Annotated in this window: 14 protein-coding genes; 4 read left to right on the top strand and 10 right to left on the bottom strand. The window is 41.1% G+C overall.

The window, feature by feature from the left end:
* Positions 1-837: an AraC family transcriptional regulator gene (locus IGJ17_RS06475; RefSeq protein WP_005236722.1), complete on the top strand. Its 837-nt coding sequence runs from the start codon at positions 1-3 to the stop codon at positions 835-837.
* A gap of 59 nt (positions 838-896) precedes the next feature.
* Here the strand turns inward: IGJ17_RS06475 and mgtE are convergent, their stop codons facing one another.
* From mgtE to IGJ17_RS06455, 4 genes are read right to left on the bottom strand one after another with little or no spacing between them, the layout of a single operon-like run.
* Positions 897-2,261: a magnesium transporter gene (gene mgtE, locus IGJ17_RS06470; RefSeq protein WP_086332244.1), complete on the bottom strand. Its 1,365-nt coding sequence runs from the start codon at positions 2,259-2,261 to the stop codon at positions 897-899.
* A 17-nt stretch (positions 2,262-2,278) separates the two neighbouring features.
* Positions 2,279-3,178, bottom strand: a complete 900-nt coding sequence (locus tag IGJ17_RS06465; RefSeq protein ID WP_034872214.1) for an RluA family pseudouridine synthase — start codon at positions 3,176-3,178, stop codon at positions 2,279-2,281.
* Between the two features lie 4 nt (positions 3,179-3,182).
* The gene (locus IGJ17_RS06460) at positions 3,183-3,980 is read right to left on the bottom strand and encodes an NAD kinase (RefSeq protein ID WP_301280263.1); all 798 of its coding nucleotides are present in this window, start codon (positions 3,978-3,980) and stop codon (positions 3,183-3,185) included.
* Positions 3,981-3,985: 5 nt separating this feature from the next.
* Entirely contained in the window at positions 3,986-4,654 is a 669-nt protein-coding gene (locus IGJ17_RS06455; protein ID WP_005236729.1) for a GTP pyrophosphokinase, read from the bottom strand.
* Positions 4,655-4,850: 196 nt separating this feature from the next.
* On the opposite strand from IGJ17_RS06455, the gene IGJ17_RS06450 reads away from it, so the two are divergent.
* Complete coding sequence (locus tag IGJ17_RS06450; protein WP_086332243.1) at positions 4,851-5,429, top strand: CYTH domain-containing protein; 579 nt, start codon at positions 4,851-4,853, stop codon at positions 5,427-5,429.
* Positions 5,430-5,534: 105 nt separating this feature from the next.
* On the top strand, positions 5,535-6,191 hold the full coding sequence (locus IGJ17_RS06445) for a DsbA family protein (RefSeq protein ID WP_008379746.1): 657 nt from the start codon (positions 5,535-5,537) through the stop codon (positions 6,189-6,191).
* A gap of 136 nt (positions 6,192-6,327) precedes the next feature.
* Here IGJ17_RS06445 and pepF read toward each other — a convergent pair whose 3' ends face one another.
* The 5 genes from pepF to IGJ17_RS06420 all read right to left on the bottom strand — a co-directional run bounded on the left by pepF (position 6,328) and on the right by IGJ17_RS06420 (position 12,948).
* Positions 6,328-8,145 (bottom strand): oligoendopeptidase F, encoded by a 1,818-nt coding sequence (pepF, locus tag IGJ17_RS06440; RefSeq protein WP_086332242.1) that lies wholly within the window; start codon positions 8,143-8,145, stop codon positions 6,328-6,330.
* 60 nt (positions 8,146-8,205) lie between these two features.
* Entirely contained in the window at positions 8,206-9,204 is a 999-nt protein-coding gene (locus tag IGJ17_RS06435; protein WP_223347076.1) for a competence protein CoiA, read from the bottom strand.
* Positions 9,205-9,304: 100 nt separating this feature from the next.
* Entirely contained in the window at positions 9,305-9,955 is a 651-nt protein-coding gene (locus IGJ17_RS06430) for an adaptor protein MecA (protein ID WP_005236753.1), read from the bottom strand.
* Between the two features lie 152 nt (positions 9,956-10,107).
* Positions 10,108-10,506, bottom strand: a complete 399-nt coding sequence (gene spxA / locus IGJ17_RS06425) for a transcriptional regulator SpxA (protein WP_003127030.1) — start codon at positions 10,504-10,506, stop codon at positions 10,108-10,110.
* A 705-nt stretch (positions 10,507-11,211) separates the two neighbouring features.
* Entirely contained in the window at positions 11,212-12,948 is a 1,737-nt protein-coding gene (locus tag IGJ17_RS06420) for an ABC transporter ATP-binding protein (protein ID WP_086332240.1), read from the bottom strand.
* Positions 12,949-13,192: 244 nt separating this feature from the next.
* Between IGJ17_RS06420 and IGJ17_RS06415 the strand changes: the two genes are divergently transcribed.
* Positions 13,193-13,927, top strand: coding sequence for an HAD family hydrolase (locus tag IGJ17_RS06415; RefSeq protein WP_034872213.1), 735 nt, complete (start codon positions 13,193-13,195; stop codon positions 13,925-13,927).
* 47 nt (positions 13,928-13,974) lie between these two features.
* Here the strand turns inward: IGJ17_RS06415 and IGJ17_RS06410 are convergent, their stop codons facing one another.
* The gene (locus tag IGJ17_RS06410; RefSeq protein WP_086332239.1) at positions 13,975-17,139 is read right to left on the bottom strand and encodes a DEAD/DEAH box helicase; all 3,165 of its coding nucleotides are present in this window, start codon (positions 17,137-17,139) and stop codon (positions 13,975-13,977) included.
* Between the last annotated feature and the right edge of the window lies 1 nt (position 17,140).

Here is a 17,140-nt window from a genome sequence, read left to right as displayed (position 1 = left end):
ATGAATTTAGTTAACCCTCGGACCTTCAATCCCGAAATCATCTATCTCTTTGACCCATGGACGCAAGCAGAAAGTCATGGAGAAATGCATCATCATGACTTTTTAGAAATCAGCGTCTTGTTAGAAGGAGAAAGTACGTATTATTTTGAAAAAGAACCAGCGAAGAAAATTCGTGCTGGCAGTGTCATGCTTTTTAATCCTGGTGTCGACCACTGCGAATTACAGCCTAAAGGCACTCGCTCCCACCAGTTGCATATTGGACTGAAGAATATTTCCTTGGAAGGATTCAAGCGAAATTTTTTCCCCAACAAACACCCATTGTTAGAATTAGGCAAATACCATCATCAAGTTTTGGAAAAAGCGTGGCAGTTGGTGCGAGAAAGCAGTGAAGAGCGGGATGAGTTTCAGTTGATGCAAAAAGCTGTCTTGATGGAGATGCTCGTCTATATTTTACGCGGACTAAATGAAGACCACATCAATGTCGTTCCTTACCTTTCCAAAAGCCAAAGAAGACAACAACAAATCGTCAACTATACCGTCTATTATTTGGAAAATCATTATAAAGAAGAAATCACCTTGGAAAAACTGGCACAAGATCAATTTCTCAGTCCAACGTACCTTTCCAAGATTTTTAAAGAAGCGACAGGGGTCAGCCCCATTAACTATTTGATAGAAATCCGCCTAAAACGTGCCAAAGACATGCTAAAAAATGACAACCTCACGATCAAGGAAGTCGCCTCTGCAGTTGGCTATCAAGATGCCTATCACTTTAGCAAGTCTTTTAAAAAACTTTATGGCGTCTCTCCTTCTGGGGTGTTGCCAAAACCAAAAAATTAAAAAGCAAGCCAATGATTCTTCACTCGAAGAAAAATCATCGGCTTGCTTTTATTTTTTATTCATTGAATAAAATAGTTCATAAAAAGACTGGCAATATTGAAATAGATCAAAACACTGGTCAAATCACTGAGGGTCGTAATAAACGGACCGCTCGCCACTGCCGGATCAAACCCAAGCTTATCCATTAGCATCGGAATCAAACTTCCCGCTAAGTTGGCTACTGTGATGGCACACATCATAGCCATCCCGATCACAAACCCTAGAATCGGATTTTGTTTCCAGACAGCCACAATAGCAAAAATCGTCAATCCGGTAATAGCTCCTGTGAAAAGTCCTGTAAGCACCTCACCGACCACTGTTTTCATAAAGCTATTTTCTTTATCATCATTGATCGCCAAGCGGCGTACGGCTACCGCTAAAGATTGGGTACCGGCATTGCCGGCAGTTCCGGTGATCAGTGAGATAAAGACGGCGAGAATACTTGCTTCACTAACTAACTCTTCATAATGGCTGATTAAACTGGCGGTTGCCATTCCGAGAAAGAGTAAGGTGATGAGCCAAGGTAACCTTCTCGAAGAAGCTTTGATCGGGTTTTCACTGACTTCTTCTACATTGACCCCTGCTAAACCCGAGTAATCACTGGCTGCTTCATCATCGATAACGTCGATGATATCATCGACGGTCACGATCCCTAATAGGTGATCGTCATAATCGGTGACTGGCAATGCGAGAAAGTCATAATCCCGGAAGGTCTGAGCGACATCCTCTTGGTCATCTCCAACATGAACCGACATCACCCGCTCGTTCAAAATATCAGCAATCATGGTATCTTCATCATTGATGATCAAGTCTCTTAAAGAAATAACGCCCACAAGTTTGTTGTCGGTATCCACGACGTAAATATAATAAATCGTCTCAGCAACATCTGCGGCATTTTTTAAGACATACATCGCTGAACGAACCGTTTGGTTGGCAACAATGGAAACAAACTCGGTTGTCATCAATGATCCAGCTGTTTCATCTTCATAATGCAATAGTTCTTTGATCTCGCTAGCGGCTTCAGCAGTCATCAGACTCAAATATTTGGCCGTTTGTTTCTTGTCCAATGTATTCAGTAGATCGACAGCATTATCGGTATACATCTCTGCTAACATCGTTGCAGCATATGCCGGCCGCATTTCTGAAAGATAGTCCACCATGTTTTCATCGTCTTCTTCAATGACGTCAAACATGTCTGCCAATTCTTTCGGCGATAGATACGTATAGACGATTTGTCGATCGTCTGCTTCTAGAGATTGGTAGAATTGACCCTGCTCGTAGATATGCAGATCCAAGAATGCCTCACGAAATCCCTGGATATCATTGTCTTTTAGTGCTTGATTCAGTTGATCAAATCGTTTGGTTAATTCTTGATTTTCATCCAATCTCTTCACCTCATTTGTTATTGCTTATCGATAGCTGAACAAACAGCGGCCATGTCTGCAGGTAAAGGCAGTTCAAAAGCCAACGGTTCATTCGTAAAGGGATGCTGGAATTGCAGCTGACAGCAATGAAGTGCCTGTCGTCTGATCCCAAAAGCCATTGGTCCCCCATACATCTCGTCTCCTAGTAAGGGACAACCGATTGCAGAAAAATGGACCCTTATTTGATGTGTCCGGCCTGTGTGTAGTTGAATGTCGACTAATGCGCAATCTGAATTGCGCTGTTTTAGCCAATACTCCGTACGTGCCTCTTTTCCTTCTTCACTGACCTTGCGTTTCAAAAGCGAGGTCAGGTCCCTAGCGATAGGCAAATCGATCTCGCTATGGGCGGATAATGCGGAAAGATCTCCCGCAACGAGGGCTTGATATTTTTTAACAACTTGCTTCTTCCGTAACTGGCTATCCAGCTTCGCATGGGCAAAGCCGTGTTTTGCAAAAAGCATCAATCCTGATGTGTCACGGTCTAAGCGAGTCACTACATGGATCACTTGATCTTCATAGTGTTGCGCTTGATAGTAGGCCTTGACTCGATTGGCCATCGTGCCAGTCGGATGATATTGCGCAGGAATCGATGAGATGCCAGCCGGCTTATTCACGATTAACAGATGGGCATCTTCATACACAATCTCAATAGGTGTCGGATCAGCCAGCATCGTTTCATGTTCCCCTTCAGGAGGAATTACAATAGTTACCCTATCATTTTGCGCCAAAGAAAACAAGACGTTTTGCTCGTGGTCGTTCACAAATATCTTTCCGCCTTGAAATTTTATTTTCGCTAGCAGACCTTTGGATACTCCTTGTTCCTTCAAAAAATATTTGACTTGCTGCCCTTGTCCAGTATATTGATACGTAAATTCCATGAGTTTATTCTTCTCCAATAAAGGAATCTTTGACACGATTCCAAAAATGCATATGCCGATAAGACGCAAAATGAATCCGTTCGTCGGCAATCCGGTAATAGATTGCATCGATTTCTTCTTGCTCGATGGTAAATTGATCAATCGTCACTAAATAGTCGGTACTTTGTTGCAGTTGCACTTTGACCCACTCGTGATGACCCACGACGATCGGTGATCCAAGTGTCCGAAAGACGCGATTGTTCAAAGAAGCAATCTCTGCTAATTGAAACGCATTGATACTTGGGTGCAATACTGCCCCACCAACACTTTTGTTATAGGCAGTTGAGCCGGTTGGCGTTGAGATCGAGAGGCCATCCCCGCGAAACTTTTCAAAGAGGTCTTCTTTAATAGAAATATCGGCAACCATGGTGCGATTGCCGCGTTTGATCGTTGATTCGTTCAATGCCAGGAAATGCTTGTCTGGTTTGCCATTTGCATAAGTGATTCGGACATCCAATAAAGGATAACTGACACTCTTTTGATGGTCATTGCATAAAGACTCTACCAATTCATCCAATTCATAGTCACGCCAATCTGTATAAAAGCCGAGGTGTCCCGTATGGACCCCTAAAAATTGTACTTGATCTAACTTATGGTTGAACAAGTGAAAAGCAGAAAGAAGCGTACCATCTCCACCAACAGAGATCACTAATTCAGGGTTCTCTTGATCGATCTTGTTTTCAGACTGCTCCAGGAGGACAGTTAAACGCTTCGTCACTTCTACTGACTTGCTTTCTTGATTATGGACGATTGCCACGCGGATGCCTTTCATTCTGATTCCTCCTTCGGCAACTTGGGCGTGTCATGTCCGCCGCGTTTGCCTTTCCCATGAGAAAACAATCGCTGTGCCTCTTGGATCTCTTCACGAATATTAGACATCTCTTCATCTAGCTGGTAGGCTGCTTCTGCCGAACGTCGTAGTCGCTCGCTAATTTCATCGGGAAATTCCCCTTGGTATTTGTAGTTCAATGAATGTTCAATCGTTGCCCAAAAGTTCATCGCCAGTGTACGAATTTGTACCTCTGCTAAGATAATTTTTTCTCCATCGATCAATTGAACTGGATACTCGATCACCAGATGATACGAGCGGTAACCACTGACTTTTTTATTGGTAATATAGTCACGTTCAATAATGACTTTCATGTCTTTACGTGTCCGCAACAGTTCAACGACTTGGTGAATGTCTTCCACAAACTGACACATGATTCGCAAACCGGCGATGTCAGACATTTCTTCTTCAAGACGATCCAGTGCGATTCCTCGTAATTTGCTTTTTGTTAAAATGCTATCTACTGGCTTGACACGCCCCGTGACAAATTCAATGGGAACATGTTTGTTTTGTTCCCGATATTGTTTTCTTATGCCTCTTAATTTTACTTTTAATTCTGAAACCGCCTGTTCATAAGGCGCTAAGAATTCTTCCCAATCTCGAATCATTCTTCTCCCTCGATTCTGTTCATAACATACCTCTTATTCTACCATACTCTTGGAATAAAACTGAATGGACAGAAGTGCAGAAGCAAAAGATTTTTTTGTCTGCCCCAATCGTTTCCGCTTTTCTTTGTTTAGTTTCTTTGACGGAATAGCTGAAACAGCGTACACTATGTTTGCAATAGAAAGAGAGTGAAAATCAATGGTCGAACAAGTAGAGATTGAATATAAAACAATGTTGACGGAAAAAGAATACCACCAGTTGCTTGCTTATTACAAATTGTCAGAAAAAGCCTTCAAGACGCAAACCAATTATTACTTTGATACGCAAGACTATAAACTGCGAGAAAAGCATTTTGGCTTACGCATTCGCACGACTCCTACCAATGCAGAATTAACGCTAAAGACCCCCATTGAACACGGTCTGTTAGAAACGACTGATCCTTTGACAATCGAAACCGCAGCGTCATTGATCGCATCAGAAAAAATTTTAAAAACAGGTGTGGTTGCTCAACGCTTAAAAGCAGCGAATATCGAACCTGATTCATTACACATGATCGCAGCATTAAAAACGAAACGGGCGGAATTTCCGATCAATGAAGGATTACTTGCTTTGGATGAAAGCTGGTATGGTCAACAGCATGATTATGAGTTAGAGCTAGAAGTCAGTGAGCCAATTCAAGGAAAACTTGCCTTTCAATCGTTATTGCATTCTTTTGGTGTTCCTTACCGACCAGCAAAAAACAAGATCATTCGAGCCGTTGAAGAAAAATCATTGTAGGATGCCCTTTTGCTTACTTTTTTCGCGTTTTTTTGCTATATTTAATAAAACATACTTATTTTGTTTTTCAAGTTACTCAAGAATCTTAATTGGGGAGAGATTCAAATGATCGAACTTTTTTTATTTATTAATCCGATTGGGCCTATTTGTTATGATATCGAAAAAGAGATTCTCAACAAATTAAACACGAGCCGCAAAAAAATCCATTTGCAGATCCTGCCTTTCGTTAACTTGTTTTCCGTAGGTGTTTCAATGGACTATTTGTCCATGAATAAGGCGGATTTGGTCTTGCGAAATGAACAGACCAACCAAATCTATGCTGCGTCATTGGATTATAAAGCAGCCCAGTTGCAAGGAAAAAAAATTGCTCGGGATTTCTTATTGAAATTGCAACAACGGATAGGGATCGAAAAACAGGAATATTGTGACACCTTAGTGAAAGATCTATTTTCAGAAACGAATGGTGATTTAGAGATGTTCCTAGAAGATCGTACATCTGAGTTAGTGAAAAAGAACTTTGCCACTGATCAGAGGGTAGCGAAAGACATGGGCATCACGATCACACCTTCTGCTGTGGTGTATGATTTTTCAAGTGAAGAAGAATATGGGGTCCTTTTAGAAGGATCAGAGGAACTGAGAAGTCTTCCTCTCGTCTGTGGTACAGCAACAGAACTCGATACATTTATGCAAAAAGCTCAGTCTTTGAAAGCACCAAAACTTTCCACTATTCATGAAATTGATCGAGGGTTGATTCTTTTATGAAACCCTATTCAATAGCGACGCTGCGCAGCGAGCCAAACGATGATCTTGTGTTTGGCTCGCTGCGCAGCGTTTTTCATTGCGGGAGGAACAAAAAAAACAAACCAATCCTTTTCGGACTGGTTTGTACTCTTTTCAATTATGCTTCGATTTCTTTTACGAGTTCTTCCAATTCATTCAAGCGTTGCTCAAATACTTTCATTGCATCTTCAATATAATCTGCTTTCGTCATATCTACGCCTGCTTTTTTCATGACTTCGATTGGATAATCACTACGTCCGGCTTTCAAATAGTTCAAATAGTTAGTTAAGGCATCAGGTTCGCCAGCTAAGATTTTCTTCGCCAAAGCAGAAGCTGCCGAAAAACCAGTTGAATATTGGTAAACATAGTAATTGTAATAGAAATGCGGAATGCGTGACCACTCAAGACGAATCTCCGGATCTTTTTCAACTGATGGTCCGTAGTATTTTGCATTTAACTCGGCATAGTTCTCGCTTAAGAATTCACTGGTCAACGGCGTTCCTTTCGCATCTTCCACGTGCATGAAGTGTTCAAACTCGGCAAATTGCGTTTGACGGAAAATCGTTCCTTTGAAGCCATCAAGAAAATGATTCAAGACATAGGCTTTGACCCGCGGATCAGTCTCAGTCTGAAGCATGTATTCCGTTAAAATATTTTCATTCGTGGTTGAAGCGATTTCTGCTAAGAAGATCGAGTAATCCCCATAGGCATAAGGCTGGTTACTCCGTGTGAAGTAACTATGCACACTGTGTCCCATTTCATGAACGAGGGTAAAGAGTTGATCCAATCGATCATTCCAGTTCATTAAGATATAAGGCAGTGTGTCATAAGCACCTGAAGAATAGGCACCACTGCGTTTGCCTTTGTTTTCAACGACATCGATCCACCGATTGCTGAAGGCTTCTTCAACTACAGCTAGATACTCTTCCCCTAATGGTTTTAACGCTTCTTTCGCTTTTTCGACTGCTTCTTCATAGGTATAGCGAATCGGTGCTTCCCCTAAAATCGGCGTGTACACATCATACATATGAAGCGTGTCGACAGCCAACAGGCGTTTTCTTAATGCCATATATCGGTGTAATAATGGCAAATGCTGATTAACGACGTCCACTAAGGTATCATAGACACTTTCAGGAATATGATTGGCACTCAAAGCGGCTTGGCGTGCCGAGTCGTATTTACGGGCTTTGGCTTTAAAGTTGTGGGCTTTGATATTCGTACTTAAGGTTTGGGCAAAGGTATTGCGGAATTGCTCATAAACGCCATAGAGACCTTTAAAGGCCGCTTCCCGAACAGACCGATCCGTGCTTTCCATCAACTCACCGTATACACCATGAGATAGCTGTACTTTTTCCCCGTTTTCATCTTCAACTACTGGAAAATCCAAATCAGCATTGTTTAAAACAGAAAAAATGTTGCCGGATGCTCCAAAAATTTCGCCTGCTCCGGCCAATAGCGCTTCTTGATCGGCAGGCAAAACATGGGGCCGCTCGTTAATAGTTTTTTCGATCATATGACGATAAACAGCTAGTTTCGGTTCTTGATCGAAATAGCCCCAAATGGTTTCATCGGACATCGTCAATAACTCGGGATCAAACCAAGCAACGGCTTCACTTACTTGCGCAACTAAACTGCTGGCTTTCGCATATAAGCCTTGATAAGTCGTATTAGCGGTATCTTGATCATTTTTCAAATGACTGTAAACATACAGTTTCTCTAAACGGCGAGAAAGATCTAAGACAAATTCTAAAGCGGATAGGAAGGCTTGTGGCCCATCTGCTAAAGTGCCTTGGTAACTGCTAGCTTCTTTGAGCTGTGCTTGGATTTCTTGAAATTCTATGTCAAAAGCCGCATCATCGGCATAGATTTTCGTTAAGTCCCACGTTTTTTCGACTGGAATCGATTCACGTGCTGGTAATTGTTTTGTTTCTGACATTCCCTTCACTCCTTGTTCATTGGTTAAAAATATCTTATCACACTTTTCAACGAAACCAAATCATTGGCTTGAAAAAGAAACCGAATTTTCTAAATATTGGCATTCTTGAAAGATTTCTCTCAGTATTTCTCTTTGATCAAGCAAAGGAAAGCACCATTGCCAATGCAGCTTCCTCAATTGAATCAACCACTGTTCAAAACTAATGGGACATTCACTTAAATAGAGAAAGCGAAAAATCAGTATGTGGTGTTCAAATAAAAAGCCAAACCGACTTTCACAATAGCACCAAAGAGGCAACTGTGAGACATTCCCATTCAACGGGTATACTATTTCTTGAATCTCTCTGATTTTAGGCAGTCTGTTTCGCAGTTTTCGAATCACCCACAAACGATAATCGACCGCTACCCATTCAATAGAATGGTGGGTATCTGATTCATCTGCTTCGTACAAAGGTCGAAGTGTCTCTTTCCTGTATGGCTCCCCTTTTTGTATAGCGCTTCGTCGACTGATTACCCCTTCTTGATAGTGCCATTTGATTTGGTGCAGCCGCACCAATGCCTGATTTCGCGTATCAATGAGCCACAAGCAAAAGCCAGTAGACTGATAAGTACAGCAGGCTTTTGCCAAAAGCGACCAATGGCGTTTCGGATACATTTTGGTCCCTAGGATCCACCAAGGCTGATAACCATTTGCTAAATAAGTGCTGGTTCGTTCCAGAAATCGTGAAACCTTGAGTGAAGAACACTGGACTTCAACGGCAATATTTTTGTAACAGAGATCAGGTCGCTGCTTAAGTTGCGGCAAGTAGGCTTCAAGTTCAATATCCATCTCTTGATACCATTCAAACAAAAGTTGTTTTGCTTCCAAGTGCTCCTTCGTCTCCCCTTCACTGTATGTCTGACAATCAGTGGTGGCTTGATGGGCAAAGTGGGATTGTCGCTTAAGTCCTTGCCTCAAAATCACTTCTTTCTGACAGCCTGGGCAATAAAAAGGGCCCGAGGATTTCTTTGCCCCTTTCGCTAGGATGACTTCTTTTCTTTGGTTCAACGCTTTCAACATCTGGCTCACCTCAATAAGAGGTACGCCAGATTCGTCAAACACAATTAAAAAAGCCAAAAACATTGTCAAAATGTCCTTGGCTGGAAATGATTTTCATTCATTAATCATTCTTGAAATAGAAACGAGTCAATTCAAGTGCATCGTTTTCCATGATCAACTCACCGTATTCTGATAAAACTTCGGGCGTCACTGAAGTCCTTTGGGCAAATTCCATCAAATAAGAAAGTGCATTTTCCACTTCAATATCAGTAATATCTGCATCCATAAATCGAATTTCAATATAATAATGATTGCCCATTTGGTAAAGATTGGTTGCAACGGAATCCAAATATACTTCGGATGCCAATTGAATCATATCTTCGAATCGCAACAACTCGAATACAAAACGATTGCCGATTTCTTCTGCTTGCTCTGACTCTTGTAATTGAGCCGCCACATGTTTTTTCAACATATCGGTAATGTCTTCATTCGCTTCATCGTTCATCTCATCAAAATTTTCCATTCCTTCTGGTGGAAGATTTTTGCTAATAAACAATTCTAACCCATCGCCTTTAGGCAAGACTTGGAAAGTTACAGCTTCACTGCCTTTAAATTCTTCGTCAATATCAACTTCTTCAAGAATACTGTAAAAGAAGTTTTCAATTTCATTGTGATTTCCTAGAAGGTCAAGAAAAGTGATGCCTCTCGCAGCTAAGTCTTCACTTTTGATCAATACACGAATGGTGTTCTCATTGATATGTTCCATTTCCATATTAGCTACACCTCACTTTTGCTACTCACTATAGGTTCATTGTATCGAAACCTGATAAAAAGTAAAGAGAAAACGAATATCCTCTTAAGAAAAACGTAAAAACTCAAAAAAAGACTCACTTTCTACGAGAAAGCGAGTCGATGAAGTCAAATTTATAAGCCTGCCATTAATTGCGCTTGTCTTAGTTCCAGTTGGCGAACATCCCTAGGTAAGAACCGACGAATTTCATCTTCATTAAACCCAACTTGCAATCGTTTTTCATCGATCATAATTGGCCGACGCAATAATCCTGGATTTTCTTGAACAAGTGTCAATAAATCTTTTAGGGGCAGGTCATCTAGATCCATATTCAACTTTTGGAATACTTTGGATCTGGTGGAAATAATTTCTTCTGTGCCATCTTCTGTCATTTGTAGAATTGCCTTAAGCTCAGAAATATTTAACGGTTCTGAAAAAATATTTCTTTCAACAAAAGGGATTTCGTGCTCTTGTAACCACGCACGAGCTTTGCGACAAGATGTGCAACTTGGGGAAGTGTATAGTGTCAACAACGTGCATCTCTCCTTTTTAATTTTCAATCAAGCAAGTCCTGTTCCCTCGCTTGATTTCAATTATACAGGTTTAACTAAAAAAAATCTAGTCTAAATCTCATATTTTTTAATAAAACTCGAAAGTTATATTAAAAGCGAAACCTTTTAGGCAAAAGGTTTCACTCAAAAAGTTTATTTTTAAATGAGAAAAATCAAATTTTTTTTTAATATTACTTCTTTTATACAACAGTGTGTCAAAGGTGTATCAAAAAGATGTCAGAATATTAAAATACTCTTTTAGTTGAATCCCGCGTTTTTTAATTTCCCCTCTGTAATTACATGTGTAATCAAAAAAATGGAGAAAAAAACCAAGTCCATGGCTCAATCGTTTTCAAAGGAAAAATTTCACGATACCTTGTTGCCTTGGAAACGACAGGGCTACAATAAAAATATATGTTATTTTTTCCAGAGAAGATTCTCAACCAATGTCTTCATTCTTGATTCCATTGTATCACATTCCTTTTTAATCAGAAAACCATACAAGCATTTCTGTCATAATCGACAATAAAACAGTAGGAGAAATGAATATCTGCTTATAAATGAAAAGGGTTTCTCACAAAAATTTAGTGAAAAAAGATCAACCTAAGAAACCCGTCTTTTATGCTTTTTCCTGACAAAGTATAAAAAGACTAGTGTTTTCTTGGATTGATCGTTCATTTCTTTCTTCTAAGGAAGAGAAGGTTCTCCATCACGAGCGAATTGCGCATCATGCAATGCGCGATAATGTCCCTTTTTCGCCATCAAATCTTCATGGGTCCCCTCTTCTAAGATGCCTTTATCACTAACGACAATGATGCGTGTCGCATGTTTGATCGTTGCGAGGCGATGGGCAATGATCAAGGTTGTACGGCCATCTGCCAAAGAATTCAATGACTCTTGAATCACTTGCTCGGTTTCCGTATCCAACGCTGATGTTGCTTCATCTAATATCAAAATCGGCGGGTTTTTTAAGAACATCCGAGCAATCGCTACCCGCTGCTTTTGACCACCGGATAATTTGACTCCTCGTTCACCGATGACCGTATCTAACCCATCCGTCATTTGATCGATGACCTTTTCTAAGTGTGCTAATTTGACTGCCTTTAAAATCTCTTCTTCTGTTGCATCAAGTTTGCCATAAGCAATATTTTCTCGAATCGTTCCCGGGAAAAGAAAGACATCTTGCTGCACAGTCCCAATCTGCTGACGTAAAGAAGCCAGGGTCATCTCCTGAATATTGATGCCGTCAATCGTAATGGCGCCTTCAGTGACTTCATAAAAACGCGGCAACAAGTTGCATAACGTGGTTTTCCCTGAGCCACTTTGCCCGACGAAGGCGATCGTCTCGCCAGCTTTGATCGATAAATCGATGTGATTCAAGACTTTCGTCGCATCCGCATAGGAAAAAGAAACATCTTGGTAGACGATATCCCCTTTTAATGATTGAACAGCCCGTGCCCCTGGTTTGTCTTTGATCGTCGGTTCTTTATCCAATTCTTCGGTCAATCGTTTGAAGCCAGCGATGCCTTTCGGATAGCTTTCAATCATCGTATTGACCTTCTCAATTGGTCTAACAAAGACATTCGATAATAAAATAAACCCAACAAACTGGCCATTCGTCAGTTCACCACGAATCACGTAGTAAGCACCAAAAATCAGAGCAAACAAGTTGATCAAGCGAATCAGAAAGTAATTATACGCTGAACTGATCGCCATTACCTTATAAAAAAGGATCTTCGATTGCCGATAGATTTCGCTCAATCCATCAAAGCGTTTATGTTCGAACGTTTCATTAGCAAACGATTGGGTCACTCGAATGCCGCTAACAGATGCTTCCACTCCGGCGTTGAACTCACCGAGGTTGTCATAGATCTGTGTATTGACTTTGGTCATTTTCTTATTGAAAAAAACCAAGGCAATCGTAATCAATGGAATCAACGCAAATGTCGCTATCGCTAATTGAACGTGCATATTCAACATCAATAGGAATGCCCCCACCAAAGTCATGATGGTAATAAAAACATCTTCTGGCCCATGGTGAGCGACTTCAGAGATTTCAAAGAGATCCGTGGTCAAGCGACTGATCAGCTTGCCGGTCTTTTGATTGTCATAATATTCAAAAGATTGGGTCTGCAGATGTCGAAACAGTTCTTGACGCATATCTGTCTCAATATTGACCCCAAGTTTATGACCATAAAAAACCACGATATATTGCAACACAGTATTGATCACATAAAACAAGAACAAGCCTAAGCAAGCCAATAGTATCAAGCGAAAGTTGTTCTGGGGCATGATCTTATCGATTACTTGGTTGACGGCAACGGGAAAGGCCAGTTCTAATAAACCAGCAAATACCGCACAAGTAAAATCTAGCATAAATAGTGACCGATACGGTCGATAATAACGAAAAAACCTTTTTAACACATTTCCCCCTCCTCAATAGCTTTCATTATAAGCAACTCTTTGAAGAAATGCAAAATGAGAAACATGTGAAAATGGGTAAAATTCACTATAATTTTGAAAACGTATCAAGACGCGGATTTCTAAAAACAGTAAATAAAACCTTTATTTCACAAGGTTTTTCCTCTTTTTTTTAGAGTCATAATGGCTTATGATTGATTCGAAAACAAACTGAAAATTTTCACTAACTTTGAAAGGCGTGTCTCTTTTGATCACTAGTATTCTTTTTGATGTCGATGATACCTTATATGACCAGCAACAACCATTTCGTAATGCCATAACCTCATGCTTTCCACAAATTGCCCGCAAGGACCTAACCGCTCTTTATTTGCGTTTTCGCGTACATAGCGATGAACAGTTTGGAAGGGTATTGGCGAATGAATGGACGCTGGAGCATTTTCGTTATTACCGGCTGACTCATTCTCTAACGGACTTAGGTTATTTCTCTATTACTATGGAAGAGAGCTGCCAGTTTCAGCTGTGCTATGAACAAGAACTAGATGCTATCACGCTACATCCGGAAGTTGAGTCAACCTTGAGTTATTTGTCCAAATTGCCAATCAAATTAGGAATTATTACTAACGGTCCCACCGACCACCAACAAAAGAAGTTGAATCAGTTGCAACTGACTCGATGGATCAAACCAGAGCATATGATCATTTCACAAGCAACCGGTTATCAGAAACCAGAGCTAGAAATTTTCCAATTGGCAGAAACCGCCTTTGCTCTTGATCCAGAAACAACACTGTACGTAGGTGACAACTTTGATAATGATGTAGTGGGCTGCAAAAAAGCCGGTTGGCAAGCCTTGTGGTTCAATCATCGTCTTCGTCAGGCGCCTAATGGATTGGAAGATTTACCCGATGTGTCGATCACTGCTTTCTCGCAGCTCCAAGAAAGTATTGACGCCCTCTTGCAGCTTCCTGCATACGCCTATAACTAAAAAAACATGGACCTTCGCTTCAAGCGGGTCCATGTTTTTTTGAATGCTTAATTTTCTTCGCCGATACTCAAAATTAAGCGAATATCTTCTTCGGTCATTTGTTGAAGCTGGGTTTCATTGCCTTGAATCACTTTTTGGAAAAGCTCACGCTTTTCTTGTTGCAATGCATCCATTCGTTCTTCAATGGTTCCTTCGGCGATCATTCGCCAGACTTCGACTACATTTTTTTGACCGATCCGATGGGCTCGTCCAGCGGCTTGTTCTTCCACTGCCGGGTTCCACCATAAATCGTATAAAATCACTGTATCTGCACCAGTCAGATTTAGTCCAGTTCCTCCTGCTTTTAATGAGATCAAGAAGACATCTTTTTCGCCACTATTAAAAGCATTGACCATCGTCAAACGATCTTGCGGCGGTGTGCTGCCACGCAAATAGAAGGATTCAAACCCTTCCTGGGCTAATTCTTCTTCAATGATCGAAAGCATACTGGTGAACTGAGAAAATAGCAGGACACGACGGCCATTTTCTTTGGCTGCTAAGAGTAAATCTTTGACCTGTTCAAGTTTCCCAGAAGACCCTCCGTAGTCCTCCACGAATAATCGAGGGTCACAGCAGATTTGCCGTAGACGAGTCAAGCCAGCCAAAATACTGATCCGATTTTTGCGGAAAGACGTAGAATCCATTTGCGCGATTTCTTCTCGCATTTGTCGCAAATACGCCAAATAAATTTTCTTTTGTTCCTCTGTTAGGACACTGTAATAATTTGTTTCCAGCTTTTGCGGCAAATCATGTAACACAGATTTTTTATCTCTTCGCAAAATGAAGGGTTTGATCATTTTTGCAATTTCCTGTGTAGATAGTTCCTTAAATTTCTGCTTGTTGGGGAAAAAGCCTGGCATAATCATTTGGAACAAGGACCACAATTCTTCTAAATTGTTCTCGATCGGTGTGCCACTGAGGGCGAACCGCTGCGGAACTTCCAAGGATCGCAATGCCTGTGCCGTTTTGGTCGCGCTGTTTTTGACCATCTGTGCTTCATCTAAAATCAAACACGATAGCTCTAGTGCTTGATAGGCATCAATGTCCTGACGCAAGCTTGCATAAGAAGTAATTCGGACGTCCGCTGATTGCGCCATCTGCGCTTCTCGCTCTTCTTTCGTTCCACTGATGACAGTCGCTGAAATTGAAGGTGCGAACCGTTTGATTTCTTGCTGCCAGTTGAATGTTAGACTGGCTGGCGCCACGATCAACGCATTCAATTTTTGATGCTCTTGTTTCTCAGAAAGCAAATAGCTAATGGTTTGGACGGTCTTCCCTAACCCCATTTCATCAGCAAGAATGCCGCCAAATTGATAATGGCTCAACATTTTTAGCCAACGAAAGCCAACTTCTTGGTACTGCCGCAACTCAGCATGCAAGTTGTCTGGCAACTGTGCCTCAAAGTTTTCTGGATGGATCAAATCTTCCGTCATTTGCTGAAAGCCTGTACTAAAACTCGCTTGATCGGCAAACTGTTCTTGCAGTAATAGCCCTTGATTCAATGGGACTTGGATTGCCCCGTTTTTCGTATCTAACGATAGCCGTAATTTTTTGAGGGCAGCACTTGCTTCTTGAAACTCTTCCGACTCCAGCGAAAGAACTTGCCCATTTTCTGTGGTATAAAATTGCGCAGATTGCAACAGACTCCGCAAAACATCGTTGATCTCTGATTCTTGAATGCCGCTAACATCAAACTTGATATCCAACCAAGAACCATTCTCTTCAATCACGATTTCTGGTCGATGATGCTGGGCATCAAGGTAGAGTTCCCTCAGCTTCTTGCCGATCCGCACTTCCCCTAATTGTCTCAAGACCGGGATCTCTCTCGTAAAAAAGGTATAGAGTTGCTCACCTAGCGGTAGATTTTTTTGCCAATTTTTGCTGCTGGCTTGATAGCCAAAGGTTTCAATAATGGCTTCGATCCGTGCTTCTTGTTGGAAATCACGTAAAATCTCTGGATGATTTTCTGGCATGTATTGATGTTTTTCATCACTTGAAAAAACGACTTCTCCATAAGTAAAATCAACTTGTAGATCTACTTGACCTTTGATTTTCCGCAAGGAGAAAACTGCTTTCAATTCAGATTCTTCGATGTCATTTTGAACCTCAGGAGCCACTTGGACACGCCCAATTTTTCGCAAATAAGGCAAAACTTTCATAAAGAGATTCGCCAGCTCTTCTTTTGGATAATCAATGATTGGCTGTTCAAAACGTTTAAACAGCTGCTGCATCGTGACATAGATCTCCTTTTGCTCGACAGTCAATTCATAAAATGTTCCGTCCAACAGCCCCCAGTTATAATAACTAAGTAAGTGGTCGAAGTCTTTTACGAACTGCAGCGGAAAATGATCCGCTTCTTTTGTAACTGAAAACGTCAATGGTTCCCCCGATTGGAAGTCTACTTGGCTGACCTTGGTTTCACCAATGGTGATTTGCGTGTAGACATCATTGAATTGCAATAGCAGTTCCTTGCCGAATTCAACGGGCAGAAGCAAGTATTTTTTATCAAGTTTGCCATTGATTTGAATGCCCGCTTGCCCCATTAATTGTTGGGTTTGCGCGATTCCTGTCAATCGATTCAATAAAGCTCGATTTTTCTCATCAAAGGCATCCGCAGAAAGCAAAAAGGTCTGTTGCTTATTGGCCGCATAGTGCTTGTTCTCTTGATACATCTGTAAAAATTTATAAATGTTTTTGACGACATAGGTCCTGGCCGTGCCGCGATGCCCGACCTTCAAAGAGACCCCTAAAATATCCATCTCTTGGTGATAAGGATTTGTCGCAATCGTATCTACCCGAAATTCAATCTGTAATGGTTTACTCGCTTCCTTTTCGCTGTCTAAGCGAGCAAAACCATTGGAAAACATCTCTGAAGCAGAAAAGGCTTTTTTGATGGGGGTTTGTTCATTGATTTTCCGTGTTTTTCCTTGTTGGCGTAAATAGAGTTCGACGGCCACCGTATGTTTGCAATAATGATGTTCTTCCCAATAGGGACATTGGCAATAATCCACTTCTTTGGCAGTAGCATCCAAAGTAACTAAATACAATTCTGTTCCGAGTACTTCTGCATGCCACACATTTTTTTCTTTATCCGGGGTGACAGACAGGACACGGCCTTCATTAAGATACGTTCTCCCCCGCTCGATTACTTTTTCTGGAATACTCCACTTCATA

Origin of the sequence: Enterococcus sp. DIV1096b (assembly GCF_050498765.1) — a bacterium.
GTDB lineage: Bacteria > Bacillota > Bacilli > Lactobacillales > Enterococcaceae > Enterococcus_D > Enterococcus_D entomosocium.
This window is presented reverse-complemented; position numbering and strand designations above follow the sequence as displayed.